Genomic DNA, 15,202 nt, shown 5'->3' with positions numbered 1-15,202 from the left:
AATTTCAAGTAGTTTTTACAAATGGCTGTGGGCATGCGTCTATTCTCGAAAACAACAAAAACTGCCGGCTGGTTGTCCATCAATATTGAGGAGGATGGCATTTATATGGCGCATGTCACGCCCATACCAGCAGCCCTGTCTCAAGTGGGGCTGATCGCTTTTTATCCCGCCGATAAATCGCAGGTCCAGTCCACCATGGAAAAAATAGCCAAGGAATTGCACGTCGATCGTTATGAGTGCACGAATTTGCTGAATTCCGGCGAGTATCAGCTGTTATCCGTGGATGCACCAAACGTTCCGCAAGAGGAACTCAAAACAGCAATACGCTGGCGCTTGAAGGACATGCTGGATTTTCATATCGACGATGCGACCATCGATGTGCTGGATATTCCGGGCGATAAAAACGCACCCGAGCGCAAAGGCGCCATGTATGCGGTGGCGGCGCATTCTCCATTCATCAGACAGCGTCAGACGCTATTCGAACAACTCAAAATTCCGTTGAGCGTCATCGATATTCCGGAAATGGCGCAACGCAATATTTCGGCCTTGCTGGAACCGCAAGATCGCGGCTTGGCATTACTCTCCTTTGACAAGGCAGGCGGCTTGCTCACCGTCACTTTCGCCGGTGAATTGTATCTGTCGCGGCGCTTTGACGTGACGCTGGAGCAATTGCGGCAAACGGATATTACCCAGAAAAATGCGTGTTATGACCGGGTCACTCTGGAACTGCAGCGTTCGTTCGATCATTTCGAACGCCAGTTCAGATTTATTGCGGTCGCCAAGCTGATGCTTGCGCCTTTGGGCGAAGGGAGTGCCGGTTTGCAGGAATATCTGGCTGCCAATTTATACATGCCGGTTGAAACCTTCAATCTGGATGCCGTCCTGGATATTTCCAAAGTGCCGGAACTGGAGCAAGCCTCACAACAGCAACTTTATTTCATGGCGCTGGGTGCGGCGCTGCGACAAGAGGTAAAGGTGCTGTGAGCCAACAGATCAACCTCTACAATCCGCTGTTCCGCAAACAGGAGAAATATTTCTCCACCGTGACCATGATGCAGGCGCTTGGCCTCATCCTGCTGGGTTCGTTGCTGGTTTACGGTTATGCCTGGTATCGCACCGCCGGACTGGAGCAGCGCTCCGTGCAGACTGAAAAATCCTTCCAGGCTACCCAGGTGCAGCTGGCGCAGGCTTCCGCTTCGTTTGGACCACGCCAGCCCAGCAAATTGCTGCAGGATGAAGTCGTGCAGATGGACAACGATGTTAAAGCGCGCCATCAAATTATCGAGCTACTGGGCAAAGGGGAGCTGGGCAATACCCAGGGATTTTCCGAATATCTGCGTGCGCTCTCGCGGCAGACGCTGAGCGGGTTATGGATTACCGGATTCCACGTAACTGGCCTGGGTAGCGACATGGCGATCAATGGCCGAACCCTGCAAGCGGAGCTGGTACCCGTTTTCATTAATCATCTGAAAAAAGAACCTGTGCTGGCAGGGAAGACATTCAGCATGCTGGAAATGCGCCTACCCGAGGCCGAAAAAACGGCGGATGGAAAACCGGCGCCTCTGCCTCCGTATATTGAATTCAGCCTGAGCAAGGCAAAAGCGGAGCCTGCCAAATGAGCGCCTTGAAAGCACAGTGGCAAAATTTGGCGGAGCGCGTTGATGCAATGAGCTTGCGCGAACGCGCCCTGATTTTTCTTGCAGTCGCGATGGTGCTGATCGTGCTGGTGAACACCCTGCTCATCGATCCTTTGTTGACGCGGCACAAGAAATTGCAGCAACAGATTGCTCAGACACAAGAAAAAACCAGTGCGATGCAGAGGCAAATCCAGACCTTGGTGAATAGCTGGAATGTCGATCCGGATGTCGCTTTGCGCGCACGCCTCGCGCAACTGCGGGAACAATCCGAGCGGACGGGGAAAACGCTTGAAGACATACAAAGCGGGCTGGTACCACCCCAGCGGATACCGGTTCTGCTGGAAGATATCTTGAAGCACAACCGTTCGTTGCGGCTGGTGGCATTAAAGACCCTTCCGGTAACCGTTCTGGGCGAGCCTGAAACGACAGCTGACGGCAAGACGCCGGGCGAGGCCGACAAACCAGCGCAGGCACAAAAACCGGCCACTCCCGAAAGCCTGGTATATAAACACGGGGTCGAGATTACGCTGGAAGGCAGCTACCTGGATCTGTTGCGCTATCTGACCGAGATGGAATCGCTGCCCTGGCACATGTTCTGGGGAAAAGCGGATCTGGATGTGGAGAAATATCCCAAGGTAACGCTTACCTTGCGACTGTATACCTTGAGCCTGGATAAGGCATGGCTGGCAATATGAGAAATCAAAAGACAAAAGACAAAAATGGGAGACCAAAACTGGAAGGCAAAAGCCGGGAGACGTACGGGTTTAATTTTTGCCTTTTGATTTTTGCCTTTTGTCTTTTGCCTTTTGCTGCTGCTGCCGATGTGTTGCAGGATCCAACGCGTCCGCCGGCCGAGTTGTCTGCGCCGCAAGGAAATGCTGGAACGCCGGTGACAAGCGGCCCCCAGTTGCAGTCCGTGCTCATCTCGGCACACCAGCGTTCGGCCATTATCAGCGGGCAGCGTGTCACAGTTGGGGAGAAGCTAGGCGACGCCCGGGTTGTCATGATTAACGAGAATGAAGTGATGCTGAAGGGCAGCAGCGGTGTGCAGACATTGAAACTTTTCCCCGATGTCGGCAAACGCCTCATCATGCGCAGCCAGCACCATAAACACTGATCGTCCCGGCAGGCAAAAAGGTAGAAAAAATGCAAAAACGAATTTTATTCAGGGAATTGTCGACTAACCGGGAAACCTCGGCTGCGGCGTGGCTTATGCCGGTCTTGTTGGGATTGGCGACACTGGCGCTAAGCGGGTGTGCAAACATGGAGGCGCCGGATAAATCTACTTATAACCAGATCAATAGCGAGCTCGACAAGGCCGCTGCAGCGCAAGCTAAGCCGGCGCAGCAGAGCGCTGTGAACGCTGCACTCCTGCCACCGCTCAATATCGAAATGCCCAAGGTTAACAAACCACCCGAGCAACGATTCGACCTGGTCGTCAACAATGCACCGGCTACTCAGGTGTTCCTGGGTATCGTGTCGGGCACGCGCTATAGCATGCTGGTACACCCGGAGGTGAGCGGCACGATCTCGGTGAATCTCAAGAACGTCACCGTATTTGAAGCGCTCGACGCGATTCGCGAACTCTACGGATACGATTACAAGGTGGACGGTACCCGCATTTTCATTCTGCCGCTCACCATGCAGACGCGGGTGTTCAAGTTGAACTATATCAGTGGTCAGCGCAAAGGCGCTTCCGACATTCGGGTGATTTCCGGCTCGGTGAGCAATTCATCGACAACCGGGCCGACGACACCCGGCGGTACGACCACGACGACTGGTGCGCCTACCAGCCGCGCCTTTGAAACCAGCAAAATCACGACCGATACCGAGACCGATTTCTGGGGCGAATTGAAAAGTTCGTTGACGGCCATCATCGGCGATAAAGATGGCCGCCAGGTAGTGGTGAGCCCGCAATCTGGCGTGGTTCTGATTCGTGCCATGCCGAACGAAATGCGGCATGTGCAGAATTACCTGAAAGCCACGCAGCTATCGGTTGATCGTCAGGTGATGCTGGAAGCCAAGATCATCGAGGTGCAACTCAATAGCGGCTACCAGGCCGGGATTAACTGGGCGGCATTCAGGACTGGGCCGAACAGCGCCATATCGGTGGGCTCGGTGGCGCCCGGAACGACGCTGAGCACGCTTGGCGGCCCCCTGACCAGCCCCTCTCTGGCAGCTACGCCGGGTTCTACCCTGGCAAATATTGCGACGGCCAGTGCGGCAACGGCCGCTAATGGCTTATTCGGCCTGGCCTATCAGACCAGCAATTTTGCCGCGCTGCTTTCGTTCCTGAATACTCAGGGTACGGTGCATGTGCTATCCAGTCCGCGCATAGCTACCTTGAATAACCAGATGGCGGTCCTCAAAGTGGGCACGGATGATTTTTTCGTCACCAACGTAAGCTCGACCACGGTTACCGGCACCGCGACAACCACAACGCCTAACGTGACGTTGCAGCCATTTTTCTCGGGAATCGCCCTGGACGTGACGCCGCAGATTTCCGAAGACGGCGAGATTATTTTGCATATCCACCCTTCGGTTAGCCTGGTCACCGAGAACCTCAAAACCATTAATCTTGGTGGTACGCTGGGTTCGCTGAATCTCCCGCTTGCATCCAGCGCGGTATCCGAAACGGACAGCGTCGTGCGTGTCCAGGATGGCAGTATCGTCGCCATAGGCGGTTTGATGCGGCAATCCATGACGGACGATCGCTCGGAAGTGCCGGTTGCCGGCGAGGTGCCCGTATTTGGATCGCTGTTCCGCAATACCAACCGCGTCAGCCAGAAACGCGAGTTGGTGATTCTGCTGAAAACGACGGTGGTTCAGGGCGACAGTGATTGGGCGCAAGATATTCTGAACAGCCGCGAGCGCATCCAGAAAATGCAGCGTAACGATACTTTTGGAGATGGATCGAGTATGGGGCACTCAGCAGGTCGACCCTGACCATGTACCTTGCCCACTTCGGATTGCGTGAAGCGCCTTTTGGAATCACTCCCGATACCAGTTACTTTTTTGCCTGCGCCGACTACCAGGAAGCGCTGAACACCCTGCTGGTCGCGATCCGGAATGGGGAAGGGTTCATCAAGATCACTGGCGAGGTGGGGACCGGCAAGACGCTGCTGTGTCGCCAGTTTCTGGCCAGTATCAACAAGGAGCACGGCACTGTCGCGGTCCCGGACGGTGAGCCGCAGCAGGCGTCTGTCACCCAAGGCTTCGTGACCGCCTATATTCCCAATCCCTACCTCACTCCACACACCTTGCTGCTGGCGCTCGCGGATGAGTTGGGTATTGTTCTGGAGCCGGATGTCGACCAGCATCATTTGCTCAAGTCACTGACCGCAGCCTTGCTGGATTTCGCCCGGCAGGATAAACAGGTGGTGTTGTGTCTGGATGAAGCCCAGGCAATGCCGCTGGAGAGTCTTGAGGCAATCCGCCTGCTGACCAACCTGGAAACGGAAAAGCGCAAGTTGCTGCAGATCGTGCTGTTCGGGCAACCGGAACTCAACCAGAAGTTACAGCAGGATTCTATCCGCCAACTGAACCAGCGCATCACCTTCCATTATCATCTTGGCCCCTTGCGGCGCGACGACATGGATTATTATCTTTCACACCGCCTCAATGTGGCGGGTTTTACGGGCGGGCGTCTGTTTAGCCGCGGTGCGGCAAATCAACTCTATGCGGCGAGCGGCGGGATTCCGCGCTTGGTCAATATCGTGGCACATAAGGCCTTGATGCTGACCTATGGCGAGGGCAGGCATCAGGTGAGTGCGCGTCATGTGCGAGTTGCCGCAAAAGATACCGGATCGGCTAAAAAGAGCCTGTGGCGCTGGTGGATAATAGCGGCTGCGTTGCTGCTGATTGTTGGCAGCAGTGCATTGGGATGGGTGGTGCTACGATGAGCGTGATCAATCAAATGCTGCAGGACCTGGAAAATCGGCACTCCGCAAGAGAGACAGATGCATCGATATCCGCGCAACTCAGGGCTGTGCCGAAACGCAGCCGGATACATCCTGCCTGGTGGGTAATTTTGCTACTGACCTTGACCATCGTTGCGGGCATGCTGGTCTGGCGGATGTGGCCCTCCAGAACGAAGGATGCTGCGGCGCTGACCAGCACGGCAGCAGACGCGCTGGCAACGCAAGAAAAAAACGCCAGGGAAGCGCAGCGTTCATTGCAACCCAGGCCGTCGCCCGGACCCAGTCAACATGCCTTGCCTGATTTGAAGCTTGCAATGCAAATCAGCGCGGCGCAAGAGCTTTCGTCTGTCCGACTGCAGGCAACGGAAAACAGACCATTGCCTGAACTGCAGCCTGTGGTGCTGCCAGCCTCCAGGGTGGATCCCGTCAGGCCGGCCGTCCCGGCCAATACTGCCTCTCCCCAGCCCGATGCGGATTCTGGAAAACCCAATCCTGTCGCACTTGCGCAGGCGCTTCCCGCGCCTGGCAGTCGGGTGGATACGGGACGAAATTCCGAGGTGGCAACGGCGGCTGTCGCCAAGCAGATCAAGGAAATCACACCGCAGCAGCGCGCTGAAAATGAATATGGCAAGGCAATATCCTTGTTGCAGCAGGGACGCACGCCAGAAGCGATCGAATTGCTCGGTAATGTGCTGCAATTCGACCCCGGCAATACGGCTGCGCGACAAACTCTGGTGGGCTTGCTGGTGGCGGGAAAACGGTATGGCGACGCCGAGCGCAGTTTGCGCGACGGCCTGAAACTCAACCCCGGCCAAACCGGTCTGGCAATGATCATGGCGCGTCTGCAAGTAGAGCAGGGGGATACCCAGAGTGCTCTGAAGACGCTGCAGCATAGCTTGCCTTATGCTGCTGAACTGCCCGATTATCAGGCTTTCCTGGCGGCGCTGCTGCAACGCGAAGGTCGCAATAAGGAAGCCATCGAGCATTATTTACTGGCACTGCGCAAAGTTCCCGGATCAGGTGTCTGGCTGATGGGGCTGGGCATCTCGTTGCAAGCCGAAAAACGCCAGACGGAAGCGCAGGAAGCATTTCTCCGTGCCAAGGCCAGCAATACTTTAAGCCCCGACCTGCTGGCATTCGTGGAGCAGCAGCTGAAGCAATCCAGGCAGTGAAATACAGGCGATGATCTGCGACATTGTGCCTCCGGTAATACGTTGACGCTGTAGAAAAACCCCTTTTCAGCCAAATCATCGACACAAAAAAACGGCGTGAATTATTCCACGCCGTTTTCAATTCCTGCTGTGCGATTCACCTCACTGTTTCAATGCCATGTCTTGATCAAGTCATGGCGCCTCCGTTGCTCGCAATGCGGGCATCTACCCCTCGCCTACTGCGCATACCCATGATGTGCCAGCTTCTCAATATTGTGCACCAGACAGTAGAGCTTCCACTGCGCATCCACTTTCTTCTGCCCTCTGAGAGTGAAGCGGTTGAGCTGCTTGTTGTGGCGGATGTTGCCGAACACCGGTTCCACCGTGGCAAAGCGTCGGCCGTATTTCGCTTGCCCTTCGGGGCTGTCGATGCGGGCCTGCATCTTGTTGGTGAAGCTTGGCTCGCCGTCGGCCTTGCCATGGAAGAACGCCACCTGCCGGGTCTTGGTCTTTTCCGGGGTGCGCAGACATTTGTCTCGTTGTTTGCACGGCACGCAGTCCTGTTGCGCGCCCTGAAACTTGACGGCTGCGAATCCATTGATGATGCAGTGGCTGCCGTTGCCGTAAAGCGTCTTGCCCGCCGGGCAGACGCAGGTCCGGGTTTCCGGGTCGTAGTCAAAGTCTTCGGGGCGATAGACGGCGGCCTGTATCTTTGCTTTCTGGTTGCCTGATTTGTCGTGCAGGGGGTCGGGAGCCTGCTTGTGCTTGTCCTGATCCTTGAAACGCGGATCGCGTTGCCGCATGCCATTGTCGGCAATGAGGGCGTCGACATCGAGTTGGGCGAGTTGCTTGAGGTTGGCCTCAGAGTGGTAACCGGCGTCTGCGGTGATGAGGCTAGTCGGGGTGATAAGCGCCTGTTCATCGGCCAGTGCGTTCTGGATTGCCTTGATCACGGGCACCAGCAGTTCCTGTTCGCTGCCGGTGCCATGCGCCTGGGCATCGACGATGATCTGGTGTTTGGCGTCGACTGCTGCCACGCCGGTGTAGCCCTGGATGACGCCTTTGCTGGTCGCCATCTTGGCGGACTCGTTGTCGGTGCGGTTGCTCTTCCTGATCGTGCCTTGGCTGCCCTTGCGGTCTTCGGGGTGGGCAGTCAGCCACTGACGGAGTCGCGCAGCGTCGGTTTGCAGGCGGGTGATGCGCTGGTTCTCTTTCGCTTTGAGGTCGGTTTCAATGGCACGCTGGTCTGCTTCGCGATGGCGTTCGAGCATGACGCGGGCAGCGGCTTCGAGCTTGGCGGCCTGGTGTTCGAAGTCGGCGCGGGTGCCGCTCTTTTGCTTGCTGGCGTTGCTCGGCAGTTTGACGCCGTCGATGGCGAACATCTCGCGTCCAATCAAGCCCTGGCGGTCGCACAGGTAGAGGATCTGGGTGAAGACGCGGGCGATTTCATCGGCAAGGTTCGAGACAAATCCGGCAATCGTGGTGAAGTGCGGTTGGGTGTCGCCGGACAGGGCGATGAAAGTCACATGGTCTCGGCAGGCGCGCTCGATGCCACGACTGGATACGATGCCCTGGCTGTAGGCAAACAGTACGACTTTCAGGAGCATGGCAGGCGGGTAGGCGGCCGCGCCGGTTTCGTCGTTGTTGAACCGGGCATCGAAGCTGGATAGATCCAGCTCAAAGTCGATGAGGTGGTTGAGGGCGTGCTCGAAGCTGCCGGGCAGTAGTTGCCGTTGCAGGTCAACGGCAAGAAATCGGGGGCTGGTGTCGATGGGTTTGTAGCGTGCCATGCGCATCTCCAAAATATCGTCCTCCAATTCGACCTTGATCTTTATTTTGGTTCCCGGCACGATTGGGGGCATGAAGATACTTTTTCTACAGCCTCGTTATCTGGAGGGTTGTCATCCACAGTCCCTGCTTGCGCTGGGGGCTGATGCGGCAGCTTGCGTCAGCGCCTATCGAGCCGCCGATGCAAACAACATGACAGGGATGAGTGTTGCATCAACGGTGCAAACTGACGCGCGCTATGATGCAGCTATTCTGATAGGCTGCATTGAACAAATGGATAAAAAGGCTGCGCTGGCATTGATCGCCCGCTTGCGCGATGCGCAGGCGAAAAATTTGCTGGTAGGCGCTCCGCTAGGCTCCGGTTTGACCGGGCAGCGCAGCCTTTGGACAGAGCAGGATTTTCTGGCGCTGGGCATGCAGGTTTACCAGCGCCTGGACTGCGCTGCGGCCACGATGATACTGTGTTGTTACAACCTTCATGATTACAAACAGGTACCGGACTGGCTCAACAGCAAATACTGGGCGCATCCCGAGCGCTGGGAGATTTAGTGCTGTAGTGCCAATTCCAAATGGGTGTCATCCGAGTTCCATGACTTACGTGCAATTACTGGAAACCCTTCAGGCTCGCACCGGCTATACGCTATTGTGCGGCAATGCTGATGCCACCCTCATTGCAGCGACGGCCGGACGTCATCCCGATGCTTTTTTGGGCGAGGTCATCAGCATGATATATGTGTGGTGTGCGTTATCGGATATACATGCCGAAGTCGACCGTGCTGCGGTCGTGAACGCGCTGGGACCGCTACGCAGGCGTTACATGGCGGGTGAAGGCTGCGCGGCGGATTTTCGCCGGTTAAACCATATCATTGAAGCCATCGATGCTGCGTTCGATGCTGCAGTTCAACCCGGCCAGTGCCGATGATTGACGTTGGCCTGGCTGCAATCCGGTTCTCTACGGCATGTATCTGAAACGTCGTCACCGCCTTATTTTATTATCTGGCCGTCTCTGGCTGGTGCGTATGATTTTCTGGATCGGTGCGGTGGTCGTGGGGCTTGCTGCCAGCCTTTTTGCCATCGGCGCGGACAAGGCCCAGGATCTATTTTCGCACCTGACTGGCTATGCCCCCTGGCTCCCCCTGATATTGACTCCGTTGACCATGGCGCTGGTGGTGTTCCTTACCCGCCGCTATTTCCCAGGGGCGGAAGGCAGCGGTATTCCACAGGTGATCGCGACATTGAAAATCCGCGACCAGTCCAGCCGCAGGCAGATTTTGTCGCTGCGTATCGCAACGGGAAAAATGCTGCTGACCTGGCTGGCGTTGTGCGGCGGCGCCAGCGTCGGACGCGAAGGTCCCACTGTGCAGATAGGTGCAGCCATTCTTTATTCCATCGGGCGCTGGGTCAAACTACCCAGGCAATTATCGGAACATGGCCTGATTGTCGCAGGCGGTGCCGCTGGCGTGGCAGCTGCGTTCAATACACCGCTAGCGGGGATCGTTTTTGCCATCGAGGAAATGGCGCGGTCGTTCGAAGAAAAAACCAGCGGTACCCTACTCACCGCAGTCATCGTGGCTGGTCTGGCCGCCATGTATGTGTTTGGCAACTATAACTACTTTGGTCATACCGGCGCCAGCCTGGTGGGAACACAAGCCTGGGGACTGGTGTTTTCCGCCGGCCTGCTGGGTGGGTTGGCCGGTGGAATTTTCAGTCGCATCTTGTTGCACACCAGTACCCATGGTTTGCCTGGCAGCACGGGGCGATGGATGCGTCAGCATCCGGTCTGGTTTGCTGCCGCCTGCGGGCTGATACTGGCGTTGCTGGGGATTGCTTCAGGGTACACCGTATTTGGTAGCGGTTATCCGGAGGCGCGCCACCTGATCGAGGCCAAAGTAGCGTTGCCGGTCAGCTATGGCGTGATGAAACAGCTGGCTACGCTGGTATCCTTCCTGAGCGGCATCCCGGGTGGTTTGTTCGCGCCGTCGCTGTCAGTCGGTGCCGGACTGGGTGCCAACCTTGCGCCCCTGTTTCCGGGCCTCAATCCCAGCGCCATTATTGTAGTCGGCATGGTCGCCTATTTTTCCGGCTTGGTACAGGCACCCATCACCGCCTTTGTCATCGTGATGGAAATGACCGACAACCAGGACATGATGGTGCCGCTGATGGGCGCTGCACTAATCGCCAGTACAGTTTCGCGGCTGGTTTGTCCCACGCCGCTGTATAAGGGGTTGGCAAGGAATTTTGTTGCCAGGCAATCACGCAAGCCGGAGCAGCAGACGACTATGCCCGTTTGAGGCAGCGTGCATGTTTAAAATACGGCAGTCAATAATCAGACCGTACGGCGTGGGCTGGAAGTGATGGGCAAGCTCAGATGAATGCGTTTCGATAGTGCGGATTTTTTGGACACTGCATCCGCGATGGTATGGCGATCCAGTTCTTGAAGAAAACTGCTGCGCGCTTCGCCCAATATGGATTTGAGCGCACAGACGGGAGTGATCGTGCAAAGGTTGGTCGCTTTGTTGAAGCATTCCGCGATATCGAAGTTCGGTTCGGTCAGACGTACCACCTCACCGATGGCAATCTCTGTTGCCGGGCGTGCCAGCCGCATGCCGCCATGTTTGCCGCGTATCGTCTGAATCAAGCCGTGATTCGCCAGATTGTGCACCACCTTGACCAGGTGGTTGCGCGAGATTCCATAGAATCCGGCTATTTCACTGATTGTTCCCAGTTCATCAGGCTGCTTCAGGCTGAGGTAAATGAGCACGCGCAATGAGTAGTCCGTGTATTGAGTAAGTTGCATATGCCTTGATCGCTGCCGTTCTGGCGTCGATTATACCGCTGTTGCAAATTTCTTTTGACATGACTACGATGGCATATTAGTATGCGCTCATATACTTCATGACGTTGTATATGTTTACCAAGGGCTTGCAGCCCTTTAATTTTGCCTTAAAACATGTATATATTATATATGTTATTGGTGTTTTGAATAAAGGACATAGAGTATGAATGACACACTGTTTGACAAGCTGGGCGGTGACGGTGCGGTGAACGCAGCCGTGGAAATTTTTTATCGAAAGGTGCTGAGCGATGACCGTATCAGCGATTTTTTCGATGACGTGGATATGGACCGGCAAGCCGCCAAACAGAAGGCGTTCCTGACGATGGCTTTCGGTGGCCCAAATCAATATAGCGGCATGGATATGCGACGCGGCCATGCACATCTGGTCGCAAAAGGTCTGAACGACGCTCATTTTGATGCGGTGGTGGAAAATCTGGCAGCGACGCTACAGGAGCTCAATGTTCCGCAGCCGTATATTGCAGAAGTGGCAGCGCTTTGCGAGACCACGCGTAACGACGTTCTCGGAAAATAATAGATTCATTTCAGGAGATACGCCATGCCCAATCTGACTTTTAACGGCGATACTTATGCTTGTGCCGAAAATCAATCAGTACTTGATGCATTGACCGGGAATGGCGTATCCATCCCGTCTTCCTGCCGCAATGGCATATGCCAGACCTGTTTGATGCGCTCAGTATCCGGTACTCCGCCGCTTGATTCGCAAAATGGATTGAAGGAAACGCTCAAGGCACAGAACTATTTTCTGGCCTGCAGCTGCCACCCGCTCGAAGACATGGAAGTTAGCCTGCCGGATGCAGGCAGCGCACGCATCCAGGCGACCGTGCACAGCATTGAATCGCTCAACCATGAAATCATCTGCGTGGGACTGCATTGTGAAAATCCGCTCGAATACCGGGCAGGCCAGTTCATCAATCTTTTCAAGGATGCCACGCTGGGGCGCAGCTACTCTCTGGCCAGCGTGCCGGCGCACGATCAGCACCTGAAATTGCATATCCGCAAGGTGCCCGACGGTCGGGTGAGCGGCTGGGCGCACCACAACCTTAAACCCGGCGACGTCGTCGAGATCAGCCAGGCAGTTGGCAATTGTTTTTATGTGCCAGGCCACCCGGAGCAACCCATCCTGCTGATTGGAACCGGGTCCGGACTTGCACCGCTGTATGGCATCGCCCGCGATGCGCTGGAACAGGGCCACACTGGTCCGATCAGGCTCTACCACGGCAGCAGAAATCCGCAAGGGTTGTATCTGGTCAACGAACTGTGCGCCTTGGCAGACTGCCACGACAATTTCAGCTATACCCCTTGTATTTCCGGTGATGCAATGCCGGCGGATGGCTATGCCCAGGGCCGGGCCCTCGATGTGGCGCTGGCGGATATCGGAAAATTGACGGGGTGGCGGGTATTTCTATGCGGTAATCCGGAAATGGTCAAAACGGCCAAGAAGAAGGCGTTCCTGACCGGTGCTGCAATGAAAGACATTTATGCGGATGCCTTTACGCTGGCCGCGGCTTAATTCTGGCAAAAAACAGTTGGTCCACGAAAGACACGAAAGGCACGAAATGGGGTAAGTAGGCATTTCGCTGTAAGACGAAAGCTCGCAAAATATTCAATGAGATAACAAGCTATTGATTTATTTCGTGCCTTTCGTGTCTTTCGTGGATAAGTCGCCGTTTCTTGGTTAATCAAATTTGTAATACAAGATGAACAAAGCGGTAAGGATGAGGTAACGAAGGCAATACAGTTTTTGAATCTTTTGGTTGCCTATCTGCCGGTTTGCGCCTGCTCGAAGAATGCTGTCATGCTCGCAATTTCTTCGTCGGTAAACGGATTTTGCAGCGTCGTCAGATGCACGCCATGGATGCCGCTCAGCATACGAGCGATGAATTCATTCCGCGGAACGGTCGCGGCCATTGAGAAAAGATTGGGTGCCGGATTGGGTTGAGTCAGGACGGGGTTCAGATGGCAGCCGATACACAGGTTTTGATAAATTTCCTGTCCGGTATGCAAACGCAAAGGCGTTGCCGTGAGGGGCAAAAAATCAGACATGTCTAAAGGCTGTCTCGATTCAAGCAGCTTCAGTTGCCTGGCGAATGTCTGGATATTGTTGTGGGCAAACTGGGTGCGCAAATTGGCGATTTTCTTGCCAGTAACGGATTGCAAAGCCGGGTCTTCCTGAGCGGCATAACGTGCCAGCATTCCCAGAGTTCCAAGACTGCTGCGGATGCGCAGGCGCAAACCCTCGCGTCGCAATGGAGGCGTTGCCGGATTAAGCAGCAGTTGAGCGTCGCCATACAAGACGGCGATCTCCACCTGCAGACGGCGCTCATGTTCGCCGCTCGCCCATGCAGGCAAGGCGGCAGCGAACAATACCAGGACGACCAGAACTCGGCCCAAGTACACAGGCCGTTATTCCACCTTGATTTTCTGCTCTATAGGCGCCTTCGGATCGGCGCTCCACTCGGCCATCGAACCATCGTAAACCTTGGCCAGTTTGTTGCCAAGCACTTCACTGGAAACGAACCAGCCCAGCGACGCCCAGTGGCCGGTATTGCAGAAGTTGATCTCTTCTCCTTTGAGGGGGACGCCTGCATCTTTATAGAGTTTTTCCAGTTCGGCCGCGCTGCGGAATTTGCCGCCGTTATTGTCGGTGAGCCAGCTCTCCGGGAGATTCTTCGCCCCAGGAATAGTGCCGTTGCGTTTGACCGCAGCGGGCGTCCGGTTGACCCCCAGATACTGGTCGTTGGGGCGATTGTCGACCAGCAGAACGCCGGATTTCCTGGCTTTTTCCACGTCGGCTTCCGTGGGATACATGTCCTTGCGGAATTTCGCTACAAAGGCTTTCGGTTTGGGCTGATTCATGCCGGTTTCGATCTTGTTGGCCTTGTCCGCCTCATAAGCGGCATATCCGCCATTCAGAATGGAAACGTCGTCGTGCCCCAGCACTTTGAACGTCCAATAAACGCGCGTGGCACTGCCCATGTCCAGGGCGTTGCTACCCGCCGAATAGATCACCACGTGGGAATTATCGTCGATGCCGAGGCTGCCGATCAGTTTCTCGATCTGCGGAATCGGCGGCAGCATGCCGGGTATGTTGTTCACCTTGGCGCGCCAGCCATCCTTCATATAATCGCTATATATGGCGCACGGAATATGGCCGCGCAGATAATCTATTTTGGAGTGACCGTCGAGCTGGTTGCGAATATCCAATACCACGATGCCAGGCTTGCAGGAATTCTGTTTAATCCAGTTGGTGTCTACAAGCGGGCTATCGGCTACGGCGAATGCGGTTGCGCTTGCAGTCGCCAGCCAGACTACAGTTAAAAACAATATCCGTTTCATGATTTCTCCTCCTTCGTTAAACAACGATGATCCGATCGGCATCAAGCAGGCGCAGTAGCGCCTGATCCCAATCCCGCTCGGCATTGCCCGTTTGTGTGGCGTCGAAATGCCACACGCGATGGGTCTTTTGAAGTTGCTCGATTGCTTCAGCCAGCGTTTCCTGATCTGGAAAAATGTCCGTTTGCAGTACGACTACATTGATTTCATCCATTTTCTGTTCCATCCTAAACGCTCATGATGAAATCGGCTTCGAGCATCGCCTCGGCCAGAGCCGCCTTGTCAAGAAATGGCAATTGCTCTTCCGGCACGGTGGTTTCCGGAGCAATGTCGGCCAAATCCAGCAGGTCGAACTGCTCTGCATTTTCGGGAGTGTCGGCGACTGGCGTGTGCATAAACACTAAACGCACCTGGTGCCCAAAAATCGTCAGGCCCGCGGCTACGCGCATTGCTTCAGCGTGATCACGCCGCCCGAGGAGCAGGATAGTCTTGATGGAATTGGTCATTTTTTTTTGC

Annotated in this window: 18 protein-coding genes; 12 read left to right on the top strand and 6 right to left on the bottom strand. The window is 55.4% G+C overall.

The genetic code is table 11. The annotated features are described in order from the left end of the window. Window positions 1-33: 33 nt before the first annotated feature. From EI185_RS02150 to EI185_RS02120, 7 genes are read left to right on the top strand one after another with little or no spacing between them, the layout of a single operon-like run. Entirely contained in the window at window positions 34-984 is a 951-nt protein-coding gene (locus tag EI185_RS02150; RefSeq protein WP_124703466.1) for a type IV pilus biogenesis protein PilM, read from the top strand. Then, on the top strand, window positions 981-1,619 hold the full coding sequence (locus EI185_RS02145; protein ID WP_124703465.1) for a hypothetical protein: 639 nt from the start codon (window positions 981-983) through the stop codon (window positions 1,617-1,619). Before EI185_RS02150 ends, EI185_RS02145 begins: the two co-directional genes overlap by 4 nt. Continuing rightward, complete coding sequence (locus tag EI185_RS02140) at window positions 1,616-2,332, top strand: type II secretion system protein M (protein ID WP_223247617.1); 717 nt, start codon at window positions 1,616-1,618, stop codon at window positions 2,330-2,332. Before EI185_RS02145 ends, EI185_RS02140 begins: the two co-directional genes overlap by 4 nt. After that, window positions 2,317-2,754, top strand: coding sequence for a hypothetical protein (locus EI185_RS02135; protein WP_223247616.1), 438 nt, complete (start codon window positions 2,317-2,319; stop codon window positions 2,752-2,754). The genes EI185_RS02140 and EI185_RS02135 overlap by 16 nt, the downstream gene beginning before the upstream one ends. Before the next feature lie 29 nt (window positions 2,755-2,783). Beyond that, window positions 2,784-4,583, top strand: a complete 1,800-nt coding sequence (gene mshL, locus EI185_RS02130) for a pilus (MSHA type) biogenesis protein MshL (protein WP_223247615.1) — start codon at window positions 2,784-2,786, stop codon at window positions 4,581-4,583. 2 nt (window positions 4,584-4,585) lie between these two features. After that, window positions 4,586-5,539, top strand: coding sequence for an ExeA family protein (locus tag EI185_RS02125; RefSeq protein WP_124703464.1), 954 nt, complete (start codon window positions 4,586-4,588; stop codon window positions 5,537-5,539). Beyond that, window positions 5,536-6,729, top strand: coding sequence for a tetratricopeptide repeat protein (locus EI185_RS02120; protein WP_189836239.1), 1,194 nt, complete (start codon window positions 5,536-5,538; stop codon window positions 6,727-6,729). The genes EI185_RS02125 and EI185_RS02120 overlap by 4 nt, the downstream gene beginning before the upstream one ends. Before the next feature lie 215 nt (window positions 6,730-6,944). Here EI185_RS02120 and EI185_RS02115 read toward each other — a convergent pair whose 3' ends face one another. Then, the gene (locus EI185_RS02115) at window positions 6,945-8,498 is read right to left on the bottom strand and encodes an IS1182 family transposase (RefSeq protein ID WP_124703462.1); all 1,554 of its coding nucleotides are present in this window, start codon (window positions 8,496-8,498) and stop codon (window positions 6,945-6,947) included. A gap of 70 nt (window positions 8,499-8,568) precedes the next feature. Between EI185_RS02115 and EI185_RS02110 the strand changes: the two genes are divergently transcribed. The 3 genes from EI185_RS02110 (at window position 8,569) to EI185_RS02100 (ending at window position 10,787) form a co-directional block, all read left to right on the top strand. After that, window positions 8,569-9,045, top strand: a complete 477-nt coding sequence (locus EI185_RS02110; RefSeq protein ID WP_124703461.1) for a DUF6231 family protein — start codon at window positions 8,569-8,571, stop codon at window positions 9,043-9,045. Window positions 9,046-9,085: 40 nt separating this feature from the next. Next, entirely contained in the window at window positions 9,086-9,418 is a 333-nt protein-coding gene (locus EI185_RS02105; protein WP_124703460.1) for a hypothetical protein, read from the top strand. A 97-nt stretch (window positions 9,419-9,515) separates the two neighbouring features. Then, window positions 9,516-10,787, top strand: coding sequence for a chloride channel protein (locus EI185_RS02100; protein ID WP_223247614.1), 1,272 nt, complete (start codon window positions 9,516-9,518; stop codon window positions 10,785-10,787). A 35-nt stretch (window positions 10,788-10,822) separates the two neighbouring features. Here the strand turns inward: EI185_RS02100 and EI185_RS02095 are convergent, their stop codons facing one another. Continuing rightward, window positions 10,823-11,293 (bottom strand): Rrf2 family transcriptional regulator, encoded by a 471-nt coding sequence (locus EI185_RS02095; protein WP_124703458.1) that lies wholly within the window; start codon window positions 11,291-11,293, stop codon window positions 10,823-10,825. 202 nt (window positions 11,294-11,495) lie between these two features. Here EI185_RS02095 and EI185_RS02090 point away from each other — a divergent pair, with 202 nt between their 5' ends. Together EI185_RS02090 and EI185_RS02085 are read left to right on the top strand one after the other, a co-directional pair. After that, complete coding sequence (locus tag EI185_RS02090) at window positions 11,496-11,864, top strand: group I truncated hemoglobin (protein ID WP_124703457.1); 369 nt, start codon at window positions 11,496-11,498, stop codon at window positions 11,862-11,864. 24 nt (window positions 11,865-11,888) lie between these two features. Continuing rightward, window positions 11,889-12,863 (top strand): 2Fe-2S iron-sulfur cluster-binding protein, encoded by a 975-nt coding sequence (locus tag EI185_RS02085; protein ID WP_124703456.1) that lies wholly within the window; start codon window positions 11,889-11,891, stop codon window positions 12,861-12,863. 248 nt (window positions 12,864-13,111) lie between these two features. Here the strand turns inward: EI185_RS02085 and EI185_RS02080 are convergent, their stop codons facing one another. From EI185_RS02080 to EI185_RS02065, 4 genes are read right to left on the bottom strand one after another with little or no spacing between them, the layout of a single operon-like run. After that, a complete protein-coding gene (locus tag EI185_RS02080; protein ID WP_124703455.1) occupies window positions 13,112-13,750 on the bottom strand; it encodes a c-type cytochrome in 639 nt (212 codons plus the stop codon). A gap of 6 nt (window positions 13,751-13,756) precedes the next feature. Beyond that, complete coding sequence (locus tag EI185_RS02075) at window positions 13,757-14,689, bottom strand: sulfurtransferase (protein WP_124703454.1); 933 nt, start codon at window positions 14,687-14,689, stop codon at window positions 13,757-13,759. 16 nt (window positions 14,690-14,705) lie between these two features. Continuing rightward, the gene (locus EI185_RS02070; protein ID WP_124703453.1) at window positions 14,706-14,900 is read right to left on the bottom strand and encodes a hypothetical protein; all 195 of its coding nucleotides are present in this window, start codon (window positions 14,898-14,900) and stop codon (window positions 14,706-14,708) included. Between the two features lie 13 nt (window positions 14,901-14,913). Next, complete coding sequence (locus EI185_RS02065; RefSeq protein ID WP_124703452.1) at window positions 14,914-15,192, bottom strand: hypothetical protein; 279 nt, start codon at window positions 15,190-15,192, stop codon at window positions 14,914-14,916. Window positions 15,193-15,202 lie beyond the last annotated feature (10 nt).

Origin of the sequence: Sulfuriferula multivorans (genome assembly GCF_003851125.1) — a bacterium.
Lineage (GTDB): Bacteria > Pseudomonadota > Gammaproteobacteria > Burkholderiales > Sulfuriferulaceae > Sulfuriferula > Sulfuriferula multivorans.
The sequence above is the reverse complement of the archived record's forward strand: the minus strand, read 5'-3'. Positions and strand labels throughout refer to the sequence as shown.

Bases quoted from the DNA above. Each gene is read 5' to 3' on its own strand.
- EI185_RS02150 (WP_124703466.1), top strand. From the start codon at position 34: ATGCGTCTATTCTCGAAAACAACAAAAACTGCCGGCTGGTTGTCCATC.
- EI185_RS02140 (WP_223247617.1), top strand. From the start codon at position 1,616: ATGAGCGCCTTGAAAGCACAGTGGCAAAATTTGGCGGAGCGCGTTGAT.
- EI185_RS02135 (WP_223247616.1), top strand. From the start codon at position 2,317: ATGGCTGGCAATATGAGAAATCAAAAGACAAAAGACAAAAATGGGAGA.
- mshL (WP_223247615.1), top strand. From the start codon at position 2,784: ATGCAAAAACGAATTTTATTCAGGGAATTGTCGACTAACCGGGAAACC.
- EI185_RS02125 (WP_124703464.1), top strand. From the start codon at position 4,586: ATGTACCTTGCCCACTTCGGATTGCGTGAAGCGCCTTTTGGAATCACT.
- EI185_RS02120 (WP_189836239.1), top strand. From the start codon at position 5,536: ATGAGCGTGATCAATCAAATGCTGCAGGACCTGGAAAATCGGCACTCC.
- EI185_RS02115 (WP_124703462.1), bottom strand. From the start codon at position 8,498: ATGGCACGCTACAAACCCATCGACACCAGCCCCCGATTTCTTGCCGTT.
- EI185_RS02110 (WP_124703461.1), top strand. From the start codon at position 8,569: ATGAAGATACTTTTTCTACAGCCTCGTTATCTGGAGGGTTGTCATCCA.
- EI185_RS02105 (WP_124703460.1), top strand. From the start codon at position 9,086: ATGACTTACGTGCAATTACTGGAAACCCTTCAGGCTCGCACCGGCTAT.
- EI185_RS02100 (WP_223247614.1), top strand. From the start codon at position 9,516: ATGATTTTCTGGATCGGTGCGGTGGTCGTGGGGCTTGCTGCCAGCCTT.
- EI185_RS02095 (WP_124703458.1), bottom strand. From the start codon at position 11,293: ATGCAACTTACTCAATACACGGACTACTCATTGCGCGTGCTCATTTAC.
- EI185_RS02090 (WP_124703457.1), top strand. From the start codon at position 11,496: ATGAATGACACACTGTTTGACAAGCTGGGCGGTGACGGTGCGGTGAAC.
- EI185_RS02085 (WP_124703456.1), top strand. From the start codon at position 11,889: ATGCCCAATCTGACTTTTAACGGCGATACTTATGCTTGTGCCGAAAAT.
- EI185_RS02075 (WP_124703454.1), bottom strand. From the start codon at position 14,689: ATGAAACGGATATTGTTTTTAACTGTAGTCTGGCTGGCGACTGCAAGC.
- EI185_RS02070 (WP_124703453.1), bottom strand. From the start codon at position 14,900: ATGGATGAAATCAATGTAGTCGTACTGCAAACGGACATTTTTCCAGAT.
- EI185_RS02065 (WP_124703452.1), bottom strand. From the start codon at position 15,192: ATGACCAATTCCATCAAGACTATCCTGCTCCTCGGGCGGCGTGATCAC.